Origin of the sequence: Frankia sp. AiPs1, assembly GCF_023716945.1 — a bacterium.
Lineage (GTDB): Bacteria > Actinomycetota > Actinomycetes > Frankiales > Frankiaceae > Frankia.
The window spans coordinates 1-23157 of sequence record NZ_JAMQQF010000048.1; the positions used below are offsets into that span (position 1 = coordinate 1).

Below are 23157 nucleotides of genomic sequence, written 5' to 3' on the forward strand. Positions count from 1 at the left end.
CGCCCTGCGCCGACTGAAGGCCAGTTTCTTCGCGGGACAGCCCGCCGGCGGAGGGGGCGGTGGGGGCCGCGGTCGACGCGGCCGGCGCCGGCGGGTCACCCGCGCGGTACCACTGCCGATACACGTGCACCACGCGCTGCACCACGGTGAGCGAGGTCGCGCCGACGAGGAACCACAGTGCGGCGGGCAGCAGGTAGGGCACGCCGAGGCCGTACAGACCGGCGGCGACCAGCAGGATCAACAGCCGTTCGCCGCGCTCGGCGAAGCCGACGTTGCAGGTGAAGCCGAGCCCCTCCGCGCGCGCCTTGACGTAGGAGGTGATCGAGCCCGCCACCAGGCAGATCAGCGCGGCCACGACGAGGGGCAGCGAGTCGCCGTCGCCGGCGTACCAGACGACCAGCGAGCCGAAGATCGCGCTGTCACCGACGCGGTCGGAGGCGGAGTCGAGGAAGGCCCCCCACTTGGAGGAGATGCCGCGGGCTCGGGCGATCACCCCGTCCATCAGGTCCGAGAAGACGAAAAGGGTGATCACGATCGTGCCGAGGAAGAACACCCCTCGGGTGAAGAACCCGAGCGCGGCGCCCGCCACCCCGATGGTGCCGATGATCGTCACGACGTCGGGCGACACCGACGACCGGGCGGCCCACTGGCTCACCGGGTCGAGCACCTTCTGGATCTGCGGTCGTGCCTTGCTAGCGAGCATGTCCGTCCCGTCGTCCCGCGTGTACCCGGCTTCGGGCGGTCTTCACAGTACCGCCGCCACGATCCGTGCATTCCCGACCACGACCCCCCTCGGGCTTGTGCCCCACGTCACCTGGGGGGACTCTGCCGTTACGGACAGGATCCGCCCTGTCGATCAAGGAGGCGAGGATGTCAACAGCCTCGTGCGATGTACGCAACGTCGTTCTGGTGGGGCATACCGGCGCGGGCAAGACGGTCCTGGTGGACCGCCTGCTCGCCACCGCCGGGCCGCCCGAGCGCCAGAACGGCGACCATCAGCTCGCCCACACCAGCTACGTCGGGCATGCCGACCCCGATCACCGCCCCTCCCGGTCGGTGAGTCTCTCCCTGTGCTCGGTCAGCCATCGCGGGCTCACCATCAACCTGCTGGATACGCCGGGATACCCCGACTTCGTCGGCGAGCTGCGCGCCGGCCTGCGCGCCGCCGACGCCGCCCTGTTCGTCGTCAGCGCCGTCGACGGGGTGGACGGCGCAACCGGCCTGCTGTGGACCGAGTGCGCCGAGGTCGGCATGCCGCGCGCCATCGCGATCACCCACCTGGACCAGGGCCGGGCCGACTTCACCGCGGCGGTCGAGGAGTGCCAGCGCGCCTTCGGCACCGGTGTGCTGCCGGCCTGGCTGCCCAGCCGCGCGGCGGGCGGCGGCGTGCGCCTGACGGGCCTGCTGACCGGCCGGATCGTCGAGTACGGAGCCGGCGGGCGGCGCGAGTCCGCGGCCGAGTCGGGCCGGTCCGATGTGCGCCATGTCGCCGCCCGGGCGGCCCTCGTCGAGGGGATCATCGCCGAGAGCGAGGACGAGACGCTGCTCGACCGTTACCTGTCCGGCGCCGACCCCGACTCGGACCTGTTGCTGGCCGACCTGGAGAAGGCGGTCACCCGCGGCACGTTCTTCCCGGTGCTGCCGATCGGCCTGCTCGCCGAGCAGCGCGCGGACCAGACCCAGGACCAGTCCCGGACCCAGGACAGGGACGGACGAGACCGGGACGGACGAGACGGCGACGGGGGCCCGGCCCGGGCCGGCGGGTTCGGCTCGGTGGAGCTGCTCGACCTGTTCGTCCAGGGCTTCCCCGCGCCGGCGGAGCATCCCCTCCCGCCGCTGAGCCGGCCCGACGGCACGGCCTGCGACCCGGGCGCCGGCGATCCCGCCGGGCCGCTGGTCGCCGAGGTCGTCAAGACGACCACCGATCCCTACGTGGGCCGGATGTCCGTCGTGCGGGTCTTCAGCGGGACGCTGCGCCCCGACGATCCCGTCCACGTCAGTGGACACGGCCGGGCGGCGGCCGGCCGTGCCGACCACGACGACGACGAGCGGGTCGGCGCGCTGTCCCGGCCGTACGGGTCAGTGCTGCACAGCGTGCCGGACTGCCCGGCGGGCGGCATCTGCGTGGTGACGAAGCTTGCGACCGCCGAGACCGGCGACACCCTGTCGAGCCTCGACGACCCACGCCACCTGCCCGCCTGGACGATGCCCGAGCCTCTGCTGCCGATCGCGATCAGAGCCCGCGGCCGCGCTGACGAGGACCGGCTGGCCACGGCGCTCTCCCGGCTGGCGATCGAGGATCCGACCCTGCGGGTGGTCCAGGATCCGCAGACCGCGCAGCTCGTCCTGTGGAGCATGGGCGAGGCCCACGCGGAGTCCGTGCTGGAGCGCCTCGCCCAGCGCTACGGCGCCACCGTGGACCGGGTGCCGACCGTCATCCCGCTACGGGAGACGCTGCGGGCCCCGGCGCGGGGGGTGGGCCGCCAGGTCAAACAGTCCGGTGGGCACGGCCAGTACGCCGTCTGCCAGATCGAGGTCGAGCCGCTCCCGCCGGGCAGCGGCTTCGAGTTCGTCGACGAGGTCGTCGGCGGAGCCATCCCGCGCTCGTTCATCCCGTCGGTCGAGAAGGGGGTCCGGGCGCAGATGGCTCAGGGCGTGCGCGCCGGCCACCCACTGACCGACCTGCGGGTGCGCCTGGTCGACGGCAAGTCGCACAGCGTCGACTCCTCGGACCTGGCCTTCCAGATCGCCGGTGGGCTGGCCCTGCGCGACGCCGCCCGCAGCGGTGGCGTCGTCGTGCTGGAGCCGGTGCTGGCCGTCGACGTGTCGGTGCCCGACGAGTTCGTCGGAACGGTGGTCAGTGACCTGTCGACCCGGCGGGGACGGGTCGTCGGCATGGATCCGGTGCCGCCGGCGCCGGGCAGCGCGAGCACGTTCGCCGCGACGCGCACCATCGTCCACGCCGAGGTGCCGGAGCGCGAAATGTCCCGGTATGCGATAGAACTGCGCTCCCTGAGTCACGGAACGGGGAGCTTTCGTCGCCAGCCGCACGGCTACGAGCCGATGCCACCGCAGCTCGCCGACTCGCTGCTCGGCTGAGCGCCTGAGCGGCTGAGCGGCTGAGCGGCTGCCCGGTCGCTCGGCTGAGCGGGTGAGCGGCTGAGCGGCCTACTCGGCCGCGGCCGCCCAGGCGTCGGCGAGCATCTCCCGGGTCTGCCCGAGCAGGGCGGGCAGCACCCGGGTCGCCCCCACCACCGGCATGAAGTTCGTGTCGCCGCCCCACCGGGGCACCACGTGCTGGTGCACGTGGGAGGCGATTCCGGCGCCGGCGACGTGCCCCAGGTTCATGCCCGTGTTGAATCCGTGAGCTCCACTGGCGGTACGCAACGCGCGCAGGGCCCGTTGCACAAAAAAGGCCATCTCGACGATTTCTTCGGATTCCATGTCGGCATAGTCCGCCACATGCCGGTAAGGCACGACGAGCAGATGCCCGGCATTGTAGGGATAGAGATTGAGGACGGCGTAGACCGTTTTTCCCCGGGCGACGACGAGCCCGTCCTCGTCGGCCATTCCGACGATGGAACAGAAGGGGCATTCGTCGTCGCGGCCGCGACCCTCACCCTTGATGTAGGCCATCCGGTGAGGCGTATAAAGCCGCTGGAAGGCGTCGGGGCCACCGACCCCGGCCTGCTCCTCCAGCGGGACTCCGTCAGGCGAGACCTCGGCGGTCACCGGGCGGCCACCGCGAGCTCGTCGTACCGGCCTGACCGGGGGGGCCCGCAGGTGCGAGCGGCTGGATGGGACGTGGCCGGCCGAGGCCGCCCACCAGCGCCAACCTCGCCACCGGCAGCGGACGATCCCCCTCGAAGGGTGGCCATCATCCCGCCAATTTATCAGGACGTGGACCGATGAGGGCGCTCGCGCGAGGGCGATGACGCCCGCGCGCAGGTGCGTAGCCGCAGATGAAGAGGGAGACTGACGGCGTGGGGGGGTCGCCGCCAGTCCCCCTCGAGTGGCGTATTCGGTTTCGAACCACGGCGTCCCGGCCGCCGCGGCGGCGAACCCGAAGGGAACCACGAACCGGGAGAGACCTCCCGGCACACCCCTGCGAGACGCCGCACCGACAAAGGGGACCCGCTACGCCCTGCCCGATCAGCTTAGCGGGTGTTAAGCCGATCTGTACAGGGCGGGTCTCATGCCGACCGGAAATAACCGGGTGAACTTCACCGGCGCCGGACCTGAACCCGTGGGCACACCAAGGATCTCACCGAAGGGGCGGGACGCACAACGATGCCGATCCACGATGGGCGAACGGCTACGTCATCGGCCACCGCAATCGGCTCGCCCCGCCCGGTCACCGCGGACTCCGGCGGACGGCGGCCGGTGGGCACCTCTGCCGATCGGCCAACGAGGCACACCGTCCACCCCGGACCACCCGGGGTAGCCCACCCAGGTGAAATCGATCGTCCGAACCCGGACCGGTTTTCACAATCTGGGCCACTCTTCTCGGTCGCCGGAACCGGAAAGGCGGCCGTCGGCGAGCTGGCCGGACCGTCCACTCGCGGTGGTCCGCCCTCGGCGATGCTCACCCTTCGTCACCGCCCGCCGGGAGGCGCTCGGCGGGGTGCGGGCGCCCCGTCCGCGGGCCCGACGTCGAGCACCCCCACCCGCATGGCACCAAAGTGGGGTCGCGCGGAGATTACTGCGGAGCGACCGGCGCCCGAAGTAGGCGACCTTATCGCGAAAAAAGCGGTATTTGCGCTGGTAGGAAGCGCGCCCGTCGACCAGAGCGATGATCTTCAGCTGGCGGCCCGCCACCGGTCTGCCGCCAGCGGACCCGTCGACGCGGCGGTGCCTGGCGGCCCCGGGAACCGACACCAAAGGGGAAACCGCCGCGGATCATCGACGACCAAGACTCAAAGGCGCGAGCATGAGCACGACCCACCCGCACTGGACGCTTCCCGCGCCCCCCGCCCCACCCGTCGGAGACCAGCCCCGAACCTCGCCGACCTCAGCCCCGGCCCGCCCCCGCGCCTACCGGACGCCCCAAGATCTTCCAGCGAGACCCAGCGACCCACGTCCCCACGATCCAGCCTCACCGCAAGCCTGACCCCACCAGCGCAAAGACCCAAACCACCAAGGGATCCCATGCGCGCACCCCGACCAAAAACCCCAACCCACCCCATCAACCCGCCCCACCACCCCAACCCGCAACCACGCCAAACGCGGGGGATCCGGGGGGTCGCCCCCCCGGACAGACATCGCGCGGGACCCCGGCAAGCCCCCAGAGGGGGCGCAGCATGACAAGCCAGATCGCGTGGGCGTACGTGGTTTCGAACCACGGACCTCTGCCGTGTGAAGGCAGCGCTCTACCACTGAGCTATACGCCCTTGCGGGTGGTGGGACCACCTTACATGGCACCGATCCGGGCCGACGCAGGGGGGTCCTGGCGGACGGATACGCCGATGTCCGCCGTCCCGCCGGTGGGCGGACTGGGCCAGGTTCGCCGCGACTGGCCAAGGTTGAGAACCACCCGGACGGGGAAGGCTCAAAGTGGAACGGCCTTGGCAGGTTGGCCTGACGCTCGGGGGACGTTCGGACGCTACGGATGGTAACCATCCGCCCGCCTGCGGTGGGGGTACATCTCGTGGCCGTCCGATCTACGATCTACCCGGAAAAGGGTCACCCTTCCGGGTCGGGCAACTCGCCCGAACTGCCGTAACGGATGTTGTCTTGGCATAATCTTGTTACCAACGGGACTCGGAGAGGGAACTATCCCGTTACACGGGTGCTCGCCCGCACCACGCACCATGAGAGGCCGCCCGATGACTATTCGTCACGATTCGATCACCGCCGAACTCGCTCTTCGTCTCGTCGTGCCTGGCGGCGCTCCTGTGCCGGTCGCCGCGACAGTCCGATACGAGCCGGCCGACCCCTACGCGATCAGCATCGGCTTCCGGACGGGAGCGGATGAGGTCGTGGAGTGGACTTTCGCCCGCCAGCTCCTGAGCGATGGCGTGCGTCGTCCCGCCGGGGACGGCGATGTGCAGGTGTGGCCGGCCGCCCAGTCCGGTGGGCGGATCGTCTGCCTGTCCCTGTCCAGTCCGTCGGGGCACGCGCTGTTCGAGATGCCGCGCTCCGAGGTGCTTGCCTTCCTGCGGCGGACGTACTCCGCCGTTCCCCTCGGTGGCGAGAGCGACATCATCGACCTTGATGCGGAGCTCGCGTTGCTGATCTGGGGCGGTCCCGAGCGGTGATCTCACCGGGGTCGGGATCGTCGCCCGACCCCGGCTAGCCGGTGCGGGCACTGTTCGACTGGGGGTCAACTCCCCCATCGCCCTCTGCATCCGAGGCAGTTCCCATCCATCGCTTGTCGAGCACCCGCCTGCCTGGCCGGACCTAGTCCGGCCAGGCAGCTCCTCGTGTGTACGCCGGTGCTCGCCGCTCGATTCAGCTGCTCGCCAGGCCCACCAGCCGGTGGGCCTTGAGCTCGGTCTCACGCCACTCCCCCTGCGGATCGCTGCCCCAGGTCACGGCGGCGCCGGTACCGAACCACAGCCGGTCCGCGCCGAACCAGAAGGTGCGGATGCCAACCGACAGCCATCCCCGGCCGCTGTCGGCATCCACCCAGCCGATGCCGCCGCAGTAGGGACCACGCGGCCCTGGTTCCAGCTCCCGGATGATCCGCAGCGCGCTCGACTTGGGCGCGCCGGAGACCGAACCGGGCGGGCAGGCGGCTTCCAGCAACTCCGGCCAGCCCACCCCGGGCCGCAGCCGGGCGCGCACCGTCGAGACGAGGTGAACCAGGCCGGGATGACGTTCGACGGCGCACAGGGCCGGCACGACGACGCTGCCCAGCCGAGCCACTCGCCCGAGATCGTTACGGACCAGGTCGACGATCATCACGTTCTCGGCGACGTCCTTGTCCCGCAGGTCGTGCACGGTCCGGCCGGTGCCCTTGATGGGGCCGGAATGGACGACGTCGCCATCCCGGGCGAGGAACAGCTCCGGCGAGGCCCCCGCGATCCGCAGGCCGGCCTCGGGAACGTCCAGCGTGAGTGCGTACGGCGCCGGGTTGCCGGCCGCGAGGACGGCGGCGAGCGCGGCGGGGTCCGGTTCGGCCGACTCCCCGCCGGGGCCGCCCGGGGGCAGCGGCGCGGACAGCAGCCGACAGAGGTTGACCTCGTAGACGTCCCCGGCGGCGATGCGCTCCCGGATGGTGCTCGCGCCGGCCACGTAGGCGCCACGGTCGAGGCTGGTCGTCCAGGACCGCGAGTCCGGGCCGCGCCATGGGCCGCGGCGCAGGGCCGCGGCACCGGCGGCGGTAGCCGGACGCACGTCGGCGAACCGGACACACCGCAGCGCGCCCTCGAAATCGACGACCACGGCCCAGAAGCCGCCGCGTTCCAGCACCGCGGGATCGTCACTGATCTCCACCACGCCCGTGGCGAGCCGGTCGCCCGCGAGCAGGTAGGACGGTGGCCTGGACCGCGGGACCGCCGCGGGTCCGCGGACGCTCGGTTCCGGAGCGCCCACGTCCGTCCGGCTCATTCCGATCACGTTACCGCCCTTCCCGGATCGACACCGCCATCCCAGATCGACACCGCCTCTCCCGATCGCTACCGCCTGTTCTGGCCGACACCGCCTGTTCTGGACCGACACCGGCTGACCCGGAGTGACCGGCGGGTCGCGGGTAGCGGCCGAACCCGAGCGTCGACCGGGTCGGTGGACATGCCGTGGGCGAAACCCGATGTTCACGTGGGACTCCTTGACCCAACGCAACATCTCCGCGACGTCCGGCGGGCCATTCGACGCAGGGGCCGTTCGTCCGCTAGAGTGCTACCTGCACCGCCAAGAACGCCCGGTGCAGTGCGGACGTGGCTCAGTTGGTAGAGCATCACCTTGCCAAGGTGAGGGTCGCGGGTTCGAATCCCGTCGTCCGCTCGGGAACAGAGGGGCTTGGGGTCCGTACCAGCGGCCTCCCGCGGCGGAGTGGCCGAGTGGTTTAGGCAAGGGCCTGCAAAGCCCTGTACGCGGGTTCGATTCCCGCCTCCGCCTCTGGATCCATTGCGGGCGATTAGCTCAGTGGGAGAGCGCTACCTTGACACGGTAGAGGTCACTGGTTCAATCCCAGTATCGCCCACCCGCAGAACGGCGTTTTACGTGCTTTGGCCGGCCACTCCTCGGAGTGGCCGTTTTCATTGTCCGGGCACGATCTCGCGACGAGCCGGGTCAGCGGGTCGGCGCCGCCGACCGTGAGCCCGCTCCCAGGAGGAACGCGATCACACCGTCGGCGAGGCCGCTCGCCGCCCGGGCCCGCCAGGCCGGATCGACGATTTCCGCGGCGTCGGTCCGGTTGCGCATGTTCCCGCATTCGAGGAACACCTTCGGGACGCGGGAGAGGTTCAGCCCACCAAGATCGGACCGGATCGTCATCCCCTCCTTGCCGAGATAGTCGGCCAGCGGCTGGCCGGTGGCGCGGCCGAATGCCGACCGCAGGGTCCCGGCGAGCCGGCTCGACGGGGCGAGGATCGCCGCGTTGGCCCGGTCCGGGCTCAGCGCGGGCGCGATCACATGGAAGCCACGCCCCTGCGCGGGCCCGCCGTCAGCGTGGATGGAGACGACCGCGGCCGCGCCGGCGCGGTTGCCGATGTTCGCCCGCGCGTCGATGCACGGGCCCACCCCGTCGTCGTCTGGCCGGGTCAGGACGACCCTGGCGCCGCGGGCGCGCAGGATCGCGGCGGCCCGTTGGGCGAGATCGAACGTGAAGGCGTGCTCGGGATAACCGCCGTCGGTCTGCGCGCCGACGGTGTCGCACTCCTTGTCGAAGCCCCCGGCGGGCACCAGACGGTTGATGGCCGCGCTCGCCCGACCGTTCCCGCCGTTGTGCCCCGGGTCGAGCACGATGGTGCGGCCGACGAGGGCCGTCGGGTCGCCGGCGACGGGCGAGACGGCGGGCCTGGGCACCGGGGCGCCGTGCTGGTCCGAGCCGGTCAGCGCGAACCGCAGGCCGAACCCGGCCACCAGAGCGACGGCGACCACGCCGACGATCTGGACGAGCAGCGACGGCCTGACCCACACCGGCATCGTGTTTCCCACCTATGGAGGAGTCGGCCTGCCCCGTCCGGACTCACCGTATGCGCCTGCCCGCAACCCGCCCGAACGGGGCGGCGGCACAGCGTCGGTCGGCGGCACAGCGTCGACAGCACGGCGTCGACGGCACGGCGTCGGCACGTGGGCGTCGTCAGGCCGTGACGAAGTCGATCAGCCGCTCCACCGCGCCCAGCAGGCCCACCTCGAGGTCGGTGTAGCTGTCGACCGAGGCCAGCACCCGGCGCCACAGGTCGCCAGGCTCGGCGACGCCCAGCGCCCGGCAGACCCCCTCCTTCCACGGCTCGCCGCGGGGCACCGTCGGCCAGGCCGAGATGCCGATCGACGCCGGCTTCACCGCCTGCCAGATGTCGATGTAGGGATGCCCGGTGACCAGCACGTGCTGGCCGACGACGGCGGCCGCGATGCGGCTCTCCTTCGAGCCGGGAACGAGATGGTCGACGAGGACGCCCAACCGTCGGCCGGGCCCCGGCCGGAATGCCTCGACCACGCCGGGCAGTTCGTCGACCCCGTCGAGGCTCTCCACCACCACGCCCTCGACGCGCAGGTCGTCACCCCACACCCGCTCGACGAGGGCGGCGTCGTGCACGCCCTCCACGTAGATGCGGCTGGCGCGGGCCACGCGGGCCCGGTGACCGGCGACGGCGAGCGAGCCGGAGGCGGTGCGCGACGGGGCCGCGGGCATCGCCCGGCGGGGCCGCACGAGCGTGACCCGGCGTCCCTCCAGCAGGAACGCCCCGGGTTCGAGCGGGAAGAGCCGGCGGGCGCCGTGCCGGTCCTCCAGCATGACCCCGCCGTGCTCGATGCCGACCACGGCGCCGCAGAAGCCGGTCGCCACGTCCTCGACCACCAGGTCGGCTTCGAGCTCGACCTCCGGCGGCGGAGCCGGGCGGGTCCGGGCGGCGGGCGCCAGGACGTCCCGGCCATAATCGCGGCTGCGCATCCTCCGAACCTAGGCCGCCAGAACGCCATGATCAGGGATATCGACGCGGGCGTGTCGGGATGCGACAGTGAGGACATATCGCACCGCTACGTGGAGCAACGGGAGGCCGGCGATGACCGCACGCTACGGACCGGAAATCGCCCTGCTGGTCGTGGACGTCCAGAACGATTTCGCCGACCCGGCGGGCAGCCTCTACGTAGCCGGCGGCGAGGAGATCGTCGAGGGGGTGAACGCCGAGGTCGCGGCGGCGGTGGCCGCCGGGTCCCCGGTGTTCTACAGCCAGGACTGGCATCCCCCGCGCACCCCGCACTTCGTCACCGACGGCGGTGTCTGGCCGCCGCACTGCGTGGCGGGAACCGCCGGCGCCAGCTTTCATCCGGATCTGGTCGTGTCGGGAGAGGTGATCCGCAAGGGCGTGGACGGGGCCGACGGCTACTCCGCCTTCTCCGTCCGCGACCCGGCTTCGGGACACCGGTCGGCGACGGTGCTCGGGGAGCGGCTCGCCGGGCTCGGGGTTTCGACGCTCGTCGTCGTCGGCCTGGCCGGTGACCACTGCGTCCGGGAGAGCGCGCTGGACGCGCGGCTGCTGGGTCTGACGGTGGTGCTGCCGCTGGCCCGAACCAGATTCGTCAATCTGCATCCGGACGACGCGCAGCGGGCTGTGGAGGCTATGCGCAACGCGGGTGTGCTGGTCGGCTGAGGCAACCGACGTCGGCCAACTCGGTCGGGACGTGCCTGATCGCGGCCTGCTGATCGATACGTGCGCGGCAGGCCGGTTGACGGGTCGATGTGGTCGGTGGGGTGGGCGTGCTGTCAGCAGGCGCCCCCGCCACGGCCGTGGCGTGTCGCGAGCCCACGCCAGAGGCCATGCGGTGGAACATCCGAACGCGGCTCCTCAGACCGCGCAGTCCCGGCAGACCATCCGGCGCTCGTCCACGAGCTGGCTACGGTGATGGACGAGATAGCACTGCGTGCAGGTGAACTCGTCAGCCTGCCGCGGAAGCACCCGGACGTTCAGTTCCTCTCCGGCCAGGTCGGCACCCGGCAGGCCGAGCTCGGTCTCGAACGGGTCGGCATCGTCACCGAGATCAGCCGCCGCGTCCGCCCGTCGCGCCTTGAGGGCCTCAAGGCTCTGCTCGGAGGCGTCCTCTATGTCAGCCGTACGAGGTGTGTCGTAATCGGTGGCCACTGAATAACTCCCAGAATGGTTGTGCGTGGTCGTGCGCAAGCCACAACGCATGACCGCCGGGGTATGTGCCCGTCAGACCCGCGCTACCCCGGTGTGGGCTTCACCACACCCTCGCAACCATCTCCGCGCCGATGCGTCGCAGGGCTCTGACCATCCGCGTCGCGCGCCCTGACCGGGTGCGGGTCCGGTCGCCCGCGGGCTGGTCGGCGCGGGTCTCAGCCGGTGCGCCGCAGCCAGGTGACCGGGGCTCCATGCGCGCCCCGGCGCAGCGGCTCGAGGACGTCGTCCCACGCCGTCCCGAGCAGGCGGTGCAGGCCCCGGGCGAGGGTCTCGCGAGCCTCGCCCCGTTCCAGCAGCGCCCGCAGGGCGGCCTCACCGACCACCACGTCACCGTTCGCGGCGATCGCGGCCCGGTGCAGGCCGAGATCGGGGGTATAGGAATAGCGCTCGGCATCGCACCCGGGCGAGGGGCCCTCGACGGTCTCGAAGGTGACGTGACCGAGGCGGCGCAGGGCTCCGGCAACCCGGCCCGCCGTGCCCGGGGACGCGCGCCACTCCAGCCCGGCGAACAGGAAGCCGGGCATGCCTGGCTGCGCCGTCCAGGTCAGCGACACCGGCGACGACAACACACCGGACACGGCGAACTCCAGATGCGGGCACAGGGCCGGCGGACATGCGAGCACCGCCAGCTTGCCCGGCACGGCGAAGGACGACGAGCCGGATGACAGCTCACGAGCTGTCGAGGACATTGCGACCACGCGGGACCTCCGTCGACGAGGGACGCCTTCCCCTGCGCCTGTCGACCCGCCCCCGTATAGCTTGGTGAAATCGTCCCATGGTCCGGCTCGGCGGACTAGCCCCACCCCCCTCCAGAAGTATGACTAATTGGGCGGAACCCCGGTTCGGGGCGGCCACCCGCACCGCCTCGTCGATGGTTCATCCGGGCGGGTCAGTCAGAGGCGGGATGCGGTTGCTGCGGCGCGGCACCATTGGGCCCGCCGCGGGCGGGGGTGCCGTCCTGGGCGGCGGCCGGCCCGCCGGCACCCAGCAGGCCGCCCAGGCCGCCGAGACCGCCGAGCACGCCGGTCAGCTCACTCGGCACGATCCACAGTTTGCTCGCCTGGCCCTGGGCGATCTGCGGCAGCGTCTGCAGATACTGGTAGGCCAGCAGCTTCTGGTCGGCGTCGCCCTCGTGAATCGCCCGGAACACCGTGCCGATGGCCTTCGCCTCGCCCTCGGCCGTGAGGATCTGTGCCTCCCGCTCACCCTCGGCTCGCAGAATCGCCGCCTGCTTCGCCCCTTCGGCCCGCAGGATCTCGCTCTGCTTCACGCCCTCGGCGGTCAGGATCGCCGCGCGGCGGTCCCGCTCGGCCCGCATCTGCTTCTCCATCGAGTCCTGGATGGACCGCGGCGGGTCGATGGCCTTCAGCTCCACCCGGTTTACCCGGATGCCCCACTTGCCCGTCGCCTCGTCGAGCACGCCGCGCAACTGACCGTTGATCTGGTCACGGGAGGTGAGGGTGGCCTCCAGGTTCAGCCCGCCGATGACGTTGCGCAGCGTGGTGACGGTGAGCTGCTCGATGGCGCGGATGACGTTGGCGATCTCGTAGGTGGCCGCCCGCGGATCGGTGACCTGGAAGTAGATCACCGTGTCGATCCCGACCACGAGGTTGTCCTCGGTGATCACCGGCTGCGGCGGGAAGCTGACCACCTGCTCGCGCAGGTCGATGCGGTCGCGGACCCGATCGACGAACGGAACCACGACCGCGAGGCCCGGAGTGAGCGTGCGGTGGTACCGGCCGAGACGTTCCACCACCATCGCCCGCGCCTGCGGCACGATCCGCACCGCCCGCGCCAGAAAGATCAGCAATACCGCCGCGACCACCACGGCGACGATGACACCTGTCATGACGTACCCCTCCCAGTCGGACCCGCGGGCCTTTCCGTGACCCCGCCGACGCCGGGAGCGCCGGGCCGTGGGGTCAGATCTCGAATCGGTGCACGATGGCCGTCGCTCCGTCGATGCGCAGGACGTGCGCCTGGCTGCCGGCCTCCAGCACGGTGGTGGTCGGGTACGTCCGGGCTGTCCAGATCTCGCCCTTGATCTTCACCCGGCCGCCCTGCCCGTCCACCCGTTCCACCACCAGCACCTGCTCCCCCACGAGCGCCTGCGTGCCGGTGCGCAGTTCAGGGGCGCGTTGCAGGTGCCGGCGGGCCACCGGACGCAGCCCGAGGCCGAAACCACCGGCCGCCACGACGAACCCGACGATCTGCCAGGCGGCATCGGCGCCCAGCACCGCGACCGCCGCTCCCACCAGCGCCGCCAGCGAGAACATCACCAGCGTCAGGTCCAGCGTGAGCAGTTCGCCGACGAGCAGCGCGCCGGCGACGACGATCCAGATCGCCCAGTCGGCCATGACCCCATGCTAGGCCCGGCCGGCAGCCGCCGATCAATGAAAACTCAATGATCGACGAAGCTCTGACCTCACATTTCGTGCGCCCCCGGATCAGAGCATCCGTCCTGGCCGTAGGCTTCGTTCGTATGTCGCAGGTATGGCCGGGCAGCCCTTATCCCCTGGGCGCCACATATGATGGCTCGGGGACGAATTTCGCGCTCTTCTCGGAGATCGCCGACCGGGTCCAGCTCTGCCTGTTCGACGACGCGGGCGAGGAGGACCAGGTCGATCTCAAGGAGGTCGACGCCTTCGTCTGGCATGCCTACCTGCCTACGGTGGGGCCGGGGCAGCGCTACGGCTACCGGGTCCACGGCCCCTACGATCCCGCCCACGGCGCCCGGTGCAACCCGCACAAACTGCTGCTCGACCCGTACGCGAAGGCCGTCGACGGCGAGGTCGCCTGGGACCAGGCGGTGTTCCCGTACACCTTCGGCGATCCGGACAGCGTCAACGACGCCGACTCCGGCCCGCACATGATGAAGTCGGTCGTGATCAGCCCGTTCTTCGACTGGAACGGCGACCGTCCGCCGCGCACGCCCTACAACGAGTCGGTGTTCTACGAGGCGCATGTCCGCGGGCTCACCAAGAACCATCCCGGGCTGCCCGAGGAGTACCGCGGCACCTACGCCGGCATCGCCCACCCGTTGATGATCGATCACTACCGCAAGCTCGGCGTCACGGCGATCGAGCTGCTGCCCGTGCACCAGTTCGTCCACGACGAGCACCTGGTCAGCAAGAACCTGCGCAACTACTGGGGCTACAACTCGATCGCCTTCCTCGCCCCGCACAACGGCTACTCCGCCTCCGGCGGCCACGGCCGGCAGGTGCAGGAGTTCAAGGGCATGGTCAAGAACCTGCACGAGGCCGGGATCGAGGTGATCCTCGACGTCGTCTACAACCACACCGCCGAGGGCAACCACATGGGGCCGATGCTGTGCTTCCGCGGCATCGACAACGCCGCCTACTACCGCCTCGTCGACGATGACCCCCACTACTACATGGACTACACGGGCACCGGCAACAGCCTGCGGGTGCGCCACCCCCACGTCCTGCAGTTGATCATGGACTCGCTGCGGTACTGGGTGACCGACATGCACGTCGACGGCTTCCGCTTCGACCTGGCCGCGACGCTGGCGCGGGAGTTCTACGACGTCGACCGGCTGTCGTCGTTCTTCGACCTGGTCCAGCAGGACCCGGTCGTCTCCCAGGTCAAGCTGATCGCCGAGCCGTGGGACCTCGGCGAGGGCGGCTACCAGGTCGGGAACTTCCCCCCGCTGTGGACGGAGTGGAACGGCAAGTACCGGGACACCGTCCGTGACTTCTGGCGCGGCCAGGACCACGGCATCGCCGAGTTCGCCTCCCGGCTCACCGGGTCCAGCGACCTGTACGAGAACAACGGGCGGCGCCCCTGGGCGTCGATCAACTTCATCACCGCCCACGACGGGTTCACGCTGCGCGACCTCGTCTCCTACAACGACAAGCACAACGAGGCCAACGGCGAGGACAACCGGGACGGATCCGACGACAACCGGTCCTGGAACTGCGGAGTCGAGGGGCCGACCGACGACCCGGACGTATCGTCCCTGCGGACCGCGCAAACCCGTAACCTGCTCACGACGCTACTGCTGTCCCAGGGGGTGCCGATGCTGGTCGCCGGAGACGAGATGGGGCGCACCCAACACGGCAACAACAACGCCTACTGCCAAGACAACCCGATCTCCTGGCTGGACTGGGCGGACGCCGAACGCAATGCGGACCTGGTCGAGTTCGTCGGCCTGCTGTCCAAGCTCCGCAAGGACCACCCGATCTTCCGTCGCCGCCGGTTCTTCAAGGGGCTCTCCCTGCGCGGGCAGGACGCCGCGGCCCGCGGCGCCGCGAGCGACGGCCCGGCCGCGAGCGACGACCCGGCCAAGAAGGACATCGTCTGGCTGCGGCCCGACGGCACCGAGATGACCGACACCGACTGGGAGTCCGGCACGGCCCGCTCCCTCGGCGTCTACCTCAACGGGGAGGGCATCCCGGACCCGGACGCGCTCGGTCAGTCGATCACCGACGACTCCTTCCTGCTGTACTTCAACGCCCACTTCGAGCCCGTCGCCTTCCGGGTGCCGGCGCCGAGCTTCGGCACGTCCTGGGAGACGGTCGTCGACACCCGCAAGTCCACCGCGGAGATCGACGCCACCCTTGAGGCCATCCCCTTGGCCCAGTCCGCCCTGGATCCCACCGACGTGGGCAAGGTGGTCAAGGCCGGCGACCCGATCGAGGTCGACGCCCGTTCGACAGTCGTGCTGCGCCGTGTCGACTGAGCCGACCGCCCCGCCGCCGGGCGGCTCCAGAGGCGAGCGAGTGGTCCCGACCGCGACCTACCGGCTCCAGCTCAATCTGGACTTCTCCCTCACCGACGCGGCCGTGATCGTTCCCTATCTGGCCACGCTCGGCGTGTCGCACCTGTATCTGTCGCCGGTGCTGGAAGCCGCCCCCGGCTCGACGCACGGCTACGACGTCGTCGAGCACGGCCAGATCAACCCCGAACTCGGCGGCACGGGCGGCCTGCGCCGGCTGACCGCCGCCTGCCGCAAGGCCGGCCTCGGGATCGTCGTCGACGTCGTCCCGAACCACATGTCCGTCGCCCCGGAGACGGCGAACGCGGCCTGGTGGTCGGTGCTGCGGGAGGGCCCCGAATCCCCCTACGCCACCTGGTTCGACATCGACTGGGCCGCCCCCGACAACCCGGGCCGGGTGCTGGTCCCGATCCTCGGCGCCGGCCTCGCGGACTGCCTGGCCAACGGGGAGATCTCGGTCGAGCAGGACACCGAGGGCGCGTGGGTCGTCGTCTACTACGACCACGTGCTGCCGACCGCGCCCGGCACCGCCGACCCCGACGACGTCGCCGCGACCCTGGACGCCCAGTACTACCGGCTGTGCTGGTGGCGGGTCGCCGCGAGCGAGCTGAACTACCGCCGCTTCTTCGACATCACCACCCTCGCCGGGCTGCGCCAGGAGGAACCCGACGTCTTCGCCGCCACCCACCGGCTGCTCATCGAGCAGGTCCGGGCGGGCACGTTCGAGGGGCTGCGCATCGACCACCCGGACGGCCTGGCCGACCCGGAGGGCTACCTGCGCCGGCTCGCCGACGCCTCCGGCGGGGTGTGGACCGTCGTCGAGAAGATCCTGGAACACGACGAGGCCCTGCCGGACACCTGGGCCTGCGACGGCACCACCGGCTACGAGGGGATCTCCCGGCTGACCCGGCTGTTCCTCGACCCCGTCGCCGGCCATCCCCTCGCCGCCCTTTACCAGGAGATCACCCGCGCCGATCCGAACTTCGAGACCGAGGCCCGGGCCGCGAAGCTCGACGTGCTCGCCGGCGTGCTGCAGCCCGAGGTCGACCGGCTGACCGCGCTCGCCCTCGGCGAGGCCCGGGAGGCCCGCGCGGACCTCACCCGCACCGGGCTGCGCGAGGCGCTGTGCGAGGTGCTGGCCGCCTTCGACGTCTACCGGGCCTACATCCGCCCGGACGGCACGCCGAGCCTGGAGGCGCGCGGCCACGTGGTGCGGGCCTGCGAGCAGGCCCGGTCCTACCTGCCCGGCCGCTCCACCGAGGTCGACCTGATCGAGGATCTGGCGCTGAGCGGTCCGCCCGAGTTCGTCATGCGCTTCCAGCAGACCTGCGGCCCGGTGATGGCCAAGGGCATCGAGGACACCGCGTTCTACCGCTACGCCCGGCTCATCGCCCTCAACGAGGTCGGCGGCGACCCGGCGCGCTTCCCGGCGTTCACCACCGGGCATCCGCGCAGCGCCGTCACCGAGTTCCACGAGGCGAACCTGACCGTGCAGCGGAACTGGCCGCTGACGATGACCACCCTGTCCACGCATGACACGAAGCGCTCCGAGGATGTCCGCGCCCGCCTCGCCGTCCTCTCGGAGGACCCCCGCGGCTGGGCCGAGGTGGCCGGCCACCTGGTCCGCCTCGGCGAGCGCCACCGCGACACCGAGCAGGGCTGGCCGGACCGGTCCACCGCCTACTTCCTGCTGCAGACCCTCGTCGGCGCCTGGCCGTTGTCCACCGAGCGGGCGACCCAGTACATGCTCAAGGCCGCCCGCGAGGCGAAGGTCTACACGAGCTGGACCGACCAGGACCCCGCCTACGAGGCGGCGCTGACGAACTACATCGAGTCGGTGCTCGAGGACGAGGAGTTCCTCGCCGTGCTCACCGGCTACGTCGGCACCCTCGTCGAGCTCGGCCGGCAGAACTCGCTGGCCCAGAAGCTGCTCCAGCTCACCGTCCCCGGCGTCCCGGACGTGTACCAGGGTCAGGAGCTGTGGGACCTGTCCCTGGTCGACCCGGACAACCGCCGCCCGGTGAACTACGGCGACCGGACGAAGCTGCTCGCCGAACTCGGCGCCGAGCCGGGCGCGGACACCGGCGGGCCACGCCGCCCGCCGCTGCTCGACGACTCCGGCGCCGCGAAGCTGCTCGTCGTCACCCGGACGCTGCGGACCCGCCGCGAGCACCCCGAGTGGTTCGGCGACCGGGCCACCTACCGGCCGCTGTGGGCGTCGGGCTCGGCCGCGGAGAACGTGGTCGCCTTCGCCCGCTCCGAGTCGGTGGTCGCCGTGGTGCCCCGCCTGGTTCTCGGCCTGCGCCGCGGCGGCGGCTGGCGCGACACGACCATCCCCCTGCCCGAGGGCCGCTGGACCGACGTCCTGACCGGCCGCAAGCACGACGGCGGCACCGCCTACGTCCTGCGCCTGCTGCGCGACTTCCCCGTCAGCCTCCTCGTCCGCTCCTGACCCGGCGCGAACGGGCCCCTGCGCCGGATCGACCTTCACCGCCGTCGGGCGTCGGCACGGGACCGGGACGGCGCACACCCCTGGATGTTGATCACGGATCTCACCTGGCGTGTCCGCTGCCATGAGACCGGTCACAGGGGGCCGTCCCGCCCGGTGAAACCAGGTCCTGCGGGCACCTTCGGTGCGGGCCGTTGTCACGGACACGGCATGTCACGCGGCGGCGGAAGGTAGACAGGAGCTATGAGCACCTTCCGGCTGTGGGCCCCGGACGCGAAGACGGTCAGCCTGGTCGTGGCGACTTCCGCCGACGACTCCACCCATGAGATGTCCGCCGGGCGGCGTGGCTGGTGGTGGGTGAACGTCCCCTCCGCGAAGCACGGCACGGACTATGCGTTCCTGCTCGACGGCGGCACCCAGGAGCTGCCCGATCCCCGCTCGGCCTGGCAGCCGGCGGGGGTGCACGGCCGGTCCCGGCTGGTCGACCACGCGACGTTTCGCTGGTCGGATGCGAGCTGGCGGGGCATCGCGCTGGCCGGCAGCGTGCTCTACGAGCTGCACGTCGGGACGTTCACCCCGGAGGGCACCTTCGACGCCGCGATCGGCCGGCTCGACCACCTCGCCGAGCTCGGCATCGACGCCGTCGAGCTGCTGCCGGTCAACGCCTTCCCGGGACACCACGGCTGGGGCTACGACGGGGTGGGCCTGTTCGCCGTGCACGAGCCGTACGGCGGCCCGGACGGGCTGAAGCGGTTCGTCGACGCGGCGCACGCCCGCGGCATCGGTGTGATCATGGACGTCGTCTACAACCACCTCGGCCCCGACGGGAACTACCTGGGGCAGTTCGGGCCCTACTTCACCGACCGGTACCTGACCCCGTGGGGCCCGGCGGTCAACCTCGACGCGCCCGGGTCGGACGAGGTCCGCGCCTTCATCCTCGACAGCGCGCTGTCCTGGCTGCGGGACTTCCACTGCGACGGGCTGCGCCTGGACGCCGTGCACGCCTTCCAGGACAGCCGGGCGATGCACCTGCTCGAGGACATCGCCGAGTCGGTGCACCGGCTCGGGGCGCAGATGCGCCGGCCGCTGTTCGCCGTCGCCGAGTCCGACCTCAACGATCCCAAACTGGTGGTGGCGCCCGAGGCCGGCGGGTACGGCCTGGACGGCCAGTGGTGCGACGACGCCCACCACGCGCTGTGGGCGACGCTGTCCGGCGAACGGCAGGGCTACTACGTCGACTTCGGGTCGATCTCGACGCTCGCCCACGCGCTGACGAAGGGTTTCGTCCACGAGGGCGGCTACTCCGCGTTCCGCGGCCGTTCACACGGCCGGCCGATGCCGCCGACGACGCCGGCCTACCGGTTCGTCACGTTCCTGCAGAACCACGACCAGATCGGCAACCGGGCGGTGGGAGACCGCTCCTCGGCGCAGCTCAGCGACGGGCTGCTGCGAATCGGCGCGGCCCTGCTGCTCACCTCGGCGCTGACCCCGATGCTGTTCATGGGCGAGGAATGGGGGGCACACACCCCCTGGCAGTACTTCACCGACCACATCGCCCCCGGGCTCGGCGACGCGGTGCGGGAGGGGCGGCGCGCCGAGTTCGCCGAGCACGGCTGGGGGCCCGACGACGTCCCCGACCCGCAGGATCCGGCGACGTTCGAACGGTCGAAGCTGGACTGGTCCGAGCCGACCCGCCCAGGCCACGGCAGCCTGCTGGACTGGCACCGCCGGCTCATCGGGCTGCGCCGCAAGTTGCCGGCACTGACGGATCCGGCGTGGGCGTCGGTCGAGTGCACCTTCGACGAGGAGGCCCGCTGGCTGGTGGTGCGCCGTGGGGACGTGGCGATCGTCGTCAATCTGGCGTCGCAGCGCCAGGTGGTGCCACTCGACGGCGTTCCCTTCGACGCACCGGCGGCCTCGGCCCCCGGCTTCACCTACATGCCCGGCCGGGTCGAGCTCGACGGCGAGTCCGTCGTCATCACCCGCCTGCTGCCGCCGGCCGAGCCGGCCGCCGGCTGAGCGGCGCCGCCCCCGGCCGGTCGATCTTCGGCCGGGGGCCGGTCGTCGGCCAGGACGGTCGTCGGCCAGGACGGTCATCGACGGAGGCGGTCGCGGGACAGCAGGAAATACAGCGCGCCGAGCACTGCCAGCCCCACCAGCAACACCATGACGAGCAGCACGACGTAGGTTCCCATGCGTCCATCGTCGCAGGGTCCACCGACGATCGCGGCGGACCGGTCCCGATGTCCGTCCGCCCCGACGGGCAGCGGGTCCGGGTGTGCCGCGCGGCCGGCGTCAGGCGGTGAGACGGGCGCCGTCGCGGGCGAGGGCGGCCAGGCGCGACACCGCTCTTGCGATGCGGCTCGGCGAGCAGCTCCGCGCCGAACAGCTCCCCCAGTCCGACGCCCGAGGCCACGACCGGGATCGACCGGTCGTAGAGCCGATCGGCGAGCACCACGACCCGCAACGCCACGGCCTGGTCGGCGACCGGCGCCACGCCGTGCAGCGCGACGTGCACCATCAGGTCAGCCTACGGAGCGGGCCCGGTCGGGCCCCCCGTCATGCGCCGCCGGGACCGACCTCACGGTGCCCGGGCCGATCGGGCCAGGACAAGGGTCGCGGAGCCGCCCCTCGGAGCAGGGCGCGGGGGTCGGGGAGCCGCTGATCGGGGCGGCGCAAACAGGCTGGTTGGCCGTACATCGCGGGCCGAGACGAACCGGATGAGCCCTCGCCGACCGGCTACAGTCGGCTCGGTGCGACGCATCCTCCCGGTTCCTGGCCCCGCCGCAAGCCCAGGCACGTCCGCGCCGGTTGCGGCGCCGCCGACGACGGAAGCCGCCGGTGCCGGCGCCGGAGCGGATGATCCGGGCGCCGTCGGCGGCGACGAGGCCGCGGCAAAAGCGGCCGAGATCGATCTCGACGAGGCCTACGCCTACCCGCCCGCAGCCGGGCGGACCAGCTACGTCCGGGCGAACTTCGTGAGCTCCGTCGACGGCGCCGCGGAGGTGGGTGGACGGTCGGGCCCGTTGGGCGGCGAGGCGGACAGGCGGGTCTTCCAGCTACTGCGCTGGCTCAGCGACGTGGTACTCGTCGGCGCCGGCACCGCACGCCACGAGAACTACGGGCCGGTGATCGTCCCGCCCGAACGGCGGGCCCGGCGGCAGGCCGCGGGGCTCGCCGCCGTCCCCCCGATCGCCGTGGTCACCGCGACCGCGGGCCTCGATCCTGGCGCCCGGTTGTTCGACGCTGAGGTCCGTCCCATCGTCCTCACCTGCGACGGCGCCCCCCCGGCCAAGCGGCAGGCGCTCGCGGCGGTCGCCGAGGTCGTCCTCTGCGGTGACAGGACCGTCGACCCGGCGGCGGCCCTCGCGGCCCTGGCCGAACGGGGGATGACCCGCGTGCTCACGGAGGGCGGCCCGCTGCTGCACGCCCAGCTTGCCGGCGCGGGTCTGCTCGACGAGCTGTGCCTGACCGTGGCGCCGCTACTTGCCGGCCCCGGCCGCATGGGCATTGTGGAGGGCCCGCCGTGGCCCGAGCCGGCCACGATGCGGCTGGTCCAGGTGCTCGTCGAGGACGGCAACCTCTTCCTGCGCTACCAGCGCTGAGGCCGCCTCGCGCCGACCGGTCCGCGCCCGGCCGGGATGGCCGGGCCGGGATGGCGGCCGCCTTATCCACAGGTCGGCGATTCCCACAGCCGTCATCCACAGGATCCGAGGACGATCAGCACGACCTGTCGGCACGTTGTTAGCGTCGCCGCACCGAACCTGACCCGACGGCGGTGGTGTGCGGATGACGATCTTCGATGGAGCCCGGACGACAGCGGCCGGTGCGGTAGCGCGCACCCGGCGGGACGTGACGACCGCCCTGGACCGGGTCGCGGCCGCCGGTGCCGGCGCGTGGGACGGCCGGGCGGCGCAGCAGTGGGCCGGCCGGATCCGGCATCTCGCCGCCGAGGCGACCGCCCTGCTCGACCGCTGTCTGCTGGTCTGCGAGCAGGCCTGCTCGGGACCGGCCGGGAGGTCGACGGCGCCCGGCGCCCCACCGCGGGCGATCGGCTGACGCCGTGCCGAGCTTCGGTGACTCCGTCAACCTCGCCCTTCATCTCTCCGAGCACGGCACGGGCGGCAACCGGGTGGCCTTCGATCCTGCCCGGCTGCGCACCCTCGCGGCCGCGGTGCGGTCCGCCGCCGAGGCCCTGCACACCAGCGCGCGGATCGTCGCCCACGCCCTGGCCCAGGTCGGCGGCCCGGGTGGCTGGGCGGCCCGGCTGGCCCGGCTGGGCGACGAGCTCGACGCCGACGCCGCGATGCTGCGCCACCGGCTCGCGCTGGCCGAGGGCGCCGACGACGCAGGGCGATCGCTCCTGCCGGCGGCGGCCGCCATCGCGCCGGCCGTGCAGCACTCCCGGTCGCTCCTGGACGACCAAGCTGGCCTCGTCGCTCAACCCGTCCTGGTCACGGGAGTCATCCACGGGGCCGAAGTCCGTCCCGATTCCGACGCCGACCACGAAACCCGTCCCGGCGGGGACGCCGATCCCAGGGTGGACACCGCTGCCGAATCCGCAGCCGTCCTCGTCCCTGTCGCAGGCAGAGGCGGAGGTCCGCCCGGTGGCGCAGGCCCCGGGGACGCAGATCACGCGTCGCGTCGGCGAGCACCAGATGGGCGAC

The 23157-nt window shown here is 71.8% G+C and carries 17 protein-coding genes, 4 tRNA genes and 2 pseudogenes; 12 read left to right on the plus strand and 11 right to left on the minus strand.

Annotated elements, in window-relative coordinates:
• Positions 1 to 703: phosphatidylinositol phosphate synthase (pgsA, locus tag ND748_RS07885; RefSeq protein ID WP_251745005.1), on the minus strand; the 703-nt coding region annotated here is incomplete at its 3' end.
• Positions 704 to 870: 167 nt separating this feature from the next.
• On the opposite strand from pgsA, the gene ND748_RS07890 reads away from it, so the two are divergent.
• Complete coding sequence (locus tag ND748_RS07890) at positions 871 to 3099, plus strand: elongation factor G-like protein EF-G2 (RefSeq protein WP_251745006.1); 2229 nt, start codon at positions 871 to 873, stop codon at positions 3097 to 3099.
• A 69-nt stretch (positions 3100 to 3168) separates the two neighbouring features.
• On the opposite strand, the gene ND748_RS07895 is transcribed toward ND748_RS07890, so the two are convergent.
• Both ND748_RS07895 and ND748_RS07900 read right to left on the minus strand, forming a co-directional pair.
• Positions 3169 to 3732: an HIT domain-containing protein gene (locus ND748_RS07895; protein ID WP_251745007.1), complete on the minus strand. Its 564-nt coding sequence runs from the start codon at positions 3730 to 3732 to the stop codon at positions 3169 to 3171.
• A gap of 1586 nt (positions 3733 to 5318) precedes the next feature.
• Positions 5319 to 5390, minus strand: a tRNA-Val gene (locus ND748_RS07900).
• A 435-nt stretch (positions 5391 to 5825) separates the two neighbouring features.
• On the opposite strand from ND748_RS07900, the gene ND748_RS07905 reads away from it, so the two are divergent.
• Positions 5826 to 6257: an SsgA family sporulation/cell division regulator gene (locus ND748_RS07905; RefSeq protein WP_009739629.1), complete on the plus strand. Its 432-nt coding sequence runs from the start codon at positions 5826 to 5828 to the stop codon at positions 6255 to 6257.
• 193 nt (positions 6258 to 6450) lie between these two features.
• Here ND748_RS07905 and ND748_RS07910 read toward each other — a convergent pair whose 3' ends face one another.
• Complete coding sequence (locus ND748_RS07910) at positions 6451 to 7551, minus strand: chorismate-binding protein (RefSeq protein ID WP_251745008.1); 1101 nt, start codon at positions 7549 to 7551, stop codon at positions 6451 to 6453.
• 320 nt (positions 7552 to 7871) lie between these two features.
• Between ND748_RS07910 and ND748_RS07915 the strand changes: the two genes are divergently transcribed.
• From ND748_RS07915 to ND748_RS07925, 3 genes are all read left to right on the plus strand, one after another.
• Positions 7872 to 7944, plus strand: a tRNA-Gly gene (locus ND748_RS07915).
• Positions 7945 to 7986: 42 nt separating this feature from the next.
• Positions 7987 to 8058 (plus strand) — tRNA-Cys (locus tag ND748_RS07920).
• A 13-nt stretch (positions 8059 to 8071) separates the two neighbouring features.
• Positions 8072 to 8143: transfer RNA gene (locus tag ND748_RS07925), tRNA-Val, on the plus strand.
• Between the two features lie 89 nt (positions 8144 to 8232).
• On the opposite strand, the gene ND748_RS07930 is transcribed toward ND748_RS07925, so the two are convergent.
• The gene (locus ND748_RS07930; RefSeq protein ID WP_251745009.1) at positions 8233 to 9087 is read right to left on the minus strand and encodes an N-acetylmuramoyl-L-alanine amidase; all 855 of its coding nucleotides are present in this window, start codon (positions 9085 to 9087) and stop codon (positions 8233 to 8235) included.
• Positions 9088 to 9244: 157 nt separating this feature from the next.
• Complete coding sequence (locus ND748_RS07935; RefSeq protein ID WP_251745010.1) at positions 9245 to 10054, minus strand: DUF3097 domain-containing protein; 810 nt, start codon at positions 10052 to 10054, stop codon at positions 9245 to 9247.
• A 112-nt stretch (positions 10055 to 10166) separates the two neighbouring features.
• Here ND748_RS07935 and ND748_RS07940 point away from each other — a divergent pair, with 112 nt between their 5' ends.
• Positions 10167 to 10754 (plus strand): isochorismatase family protein, encoded by a 588-nt coding sequence (locus ND748_RS07940; protein ID WP_251745011.1) that lies wholly within the window; start codon positions 10167 to 10169, stop codon positions 10752 to 10754.
• 195 nt (positions 10755 to 10949) lie between these two features.
• On the opposite strand, the gene ND748_RS07945 is transcribed toward ND748_RS07940, so the two are convergent.
• The 4 genes from ND748_RS07945 to ND748_RS07960 all read right to left on the minus strand — a co-directional run bounded on the left by ND748_RS07945 (position 10950) and on the right by ND748_RS07960 (position 13660).
• Positions 10950 to 11243 carry a DUF4193 family protein gene (locus tag ND748_RS07945; RefSeq protein WP_251745012.1) on the minus strand — a complete coding sequence of 98 codons (294 nt, stop codon included), beginning with the start codon at positions 11241 to 11243 and terminating at the stop codon, positions 10950 to 10952.
• A gap of 215 nt (positions 11244 to 11458) precedes the next feature.
• On the minus strand, positions 11459 to 11992 hold the full coding sequence (locus ND748_RS07950; protein ID WP_251745021.1) for a DUF3145 domain-containing protein: 534 nt from the start codon (positions 11990 to 11992) through the stop codon (positions 11459 to 11461).
• A 200-nt stretch (positions 11993 to 12192) separates the two neighbouring features.
• Positions 12193 to 13152, minus strand: coding sequence for an SPFH domain-containing protein (locus ND748_RS07955; protein ID WP_251745013.1), 960 nt, complete (start codon positions 13150 to 13152; stop codon positions 12193 to 12195).
• A gap of 73 nt (positions 13153 to 13225) precedes the next feature.
• A complete protein-coding gene (locus tag ND748_RS07960; protein WP_251745014.1) occupies positions 13226 to 13660 on the minus strand; it encodes an NfeD family protein in 435 nt (144 codons plus the stop codon).
• A gap of 125 nt (positions 13661 to 13785) precedes the next feature.
• Here ND748_RS07960 and glgX point away from each other — a divergent pair, with 125 nt between their 5' ends.
• The 3 genes from glgX (at position 13786) to treZ (ending at position 20509) form a co-directional block, all read left to right on the plus strand.
• A complete protein-coding gene (gene glgX / locus ND748_RS07965) occupies positions 13786 to 16005 on the plus strand; it encodes a glycogen debranching protein GlgX (protein WP_251745015.1) in 2220 nt (739 codons plus the stop codon).
• A 40-nt stretch (positions 16006 to 16045) separates the two neighbouring features.
• Complete coding sequence (treY, locus tag ND748_RS07970; protein WP_251745016.1) at positions 16046 to 18493, plus strand: malto-oligosyltrehalose synthase; 2448 nt, start codon at positions 16046 to 16048, stop codon at positions 18491 to 18493.
• A 240-nt stretch (positions 18494 to 18733) separates the two neighbouring features.
• Entirely contained in the window at positions 18734 to 20509 is a 1776-nt protein-coding gene (gene treZ / locus ND748_RS07975) for a malto-oligosyltrehalose trehalohydrolase (protein ID WP_251745017.1), read from the plus strand.
• 276 nt (positions 20510 to 20785) lie between these two features.
• Here treZ and zapE read toward each other — a convergent pair.
• Positions 20786 to 21002, minus strand: a pseudogene (gene zapE, locus ND748_RS34980) (AFG1/ZapE family ATPase); the annotation flags it as partial.
• Positions 21003 to 21243: 241 nt separating this feature from the next.
• On the opposite strand from zapE, the gene ND748_RS07980 reads away from it, so the two are divergent.
• From ND748_RS07980 to ND748_RS07990, 3 genes and pseudogenes are all read left to right on the plus strand, one after another.
• Positions 21244 to 22095, plus strand: a complete 852-nt coding sequence (locus ND748_RS07980; protein ID WP_251745018.1) for a pyrimidine reductase family protein — start codon at positions 21244 to 21246, stop codon at positions 22093 to 22095.
• Between the two features lie 184 nt (positions 22096 to 22279).
• The gene (locus ND748_RS07985; protein ID WP_251745019.1) at positions 22280 to 22549 is read left to right on the plus strand and encodes a hypothetical protein; all 270 of its coding nucleotides are present in this window, start codon (positions 22280 to 22282) and stop codon (positions 22547 to 22549) included.
• A 4-nt stretch (positions 22550 to 22553) separates the two neighbouring features.
• Positions 22554 to 23157: pseudogene (locus ND748_RS07990) on the plus strand (hypothetical protein); the annotation flags it as partial.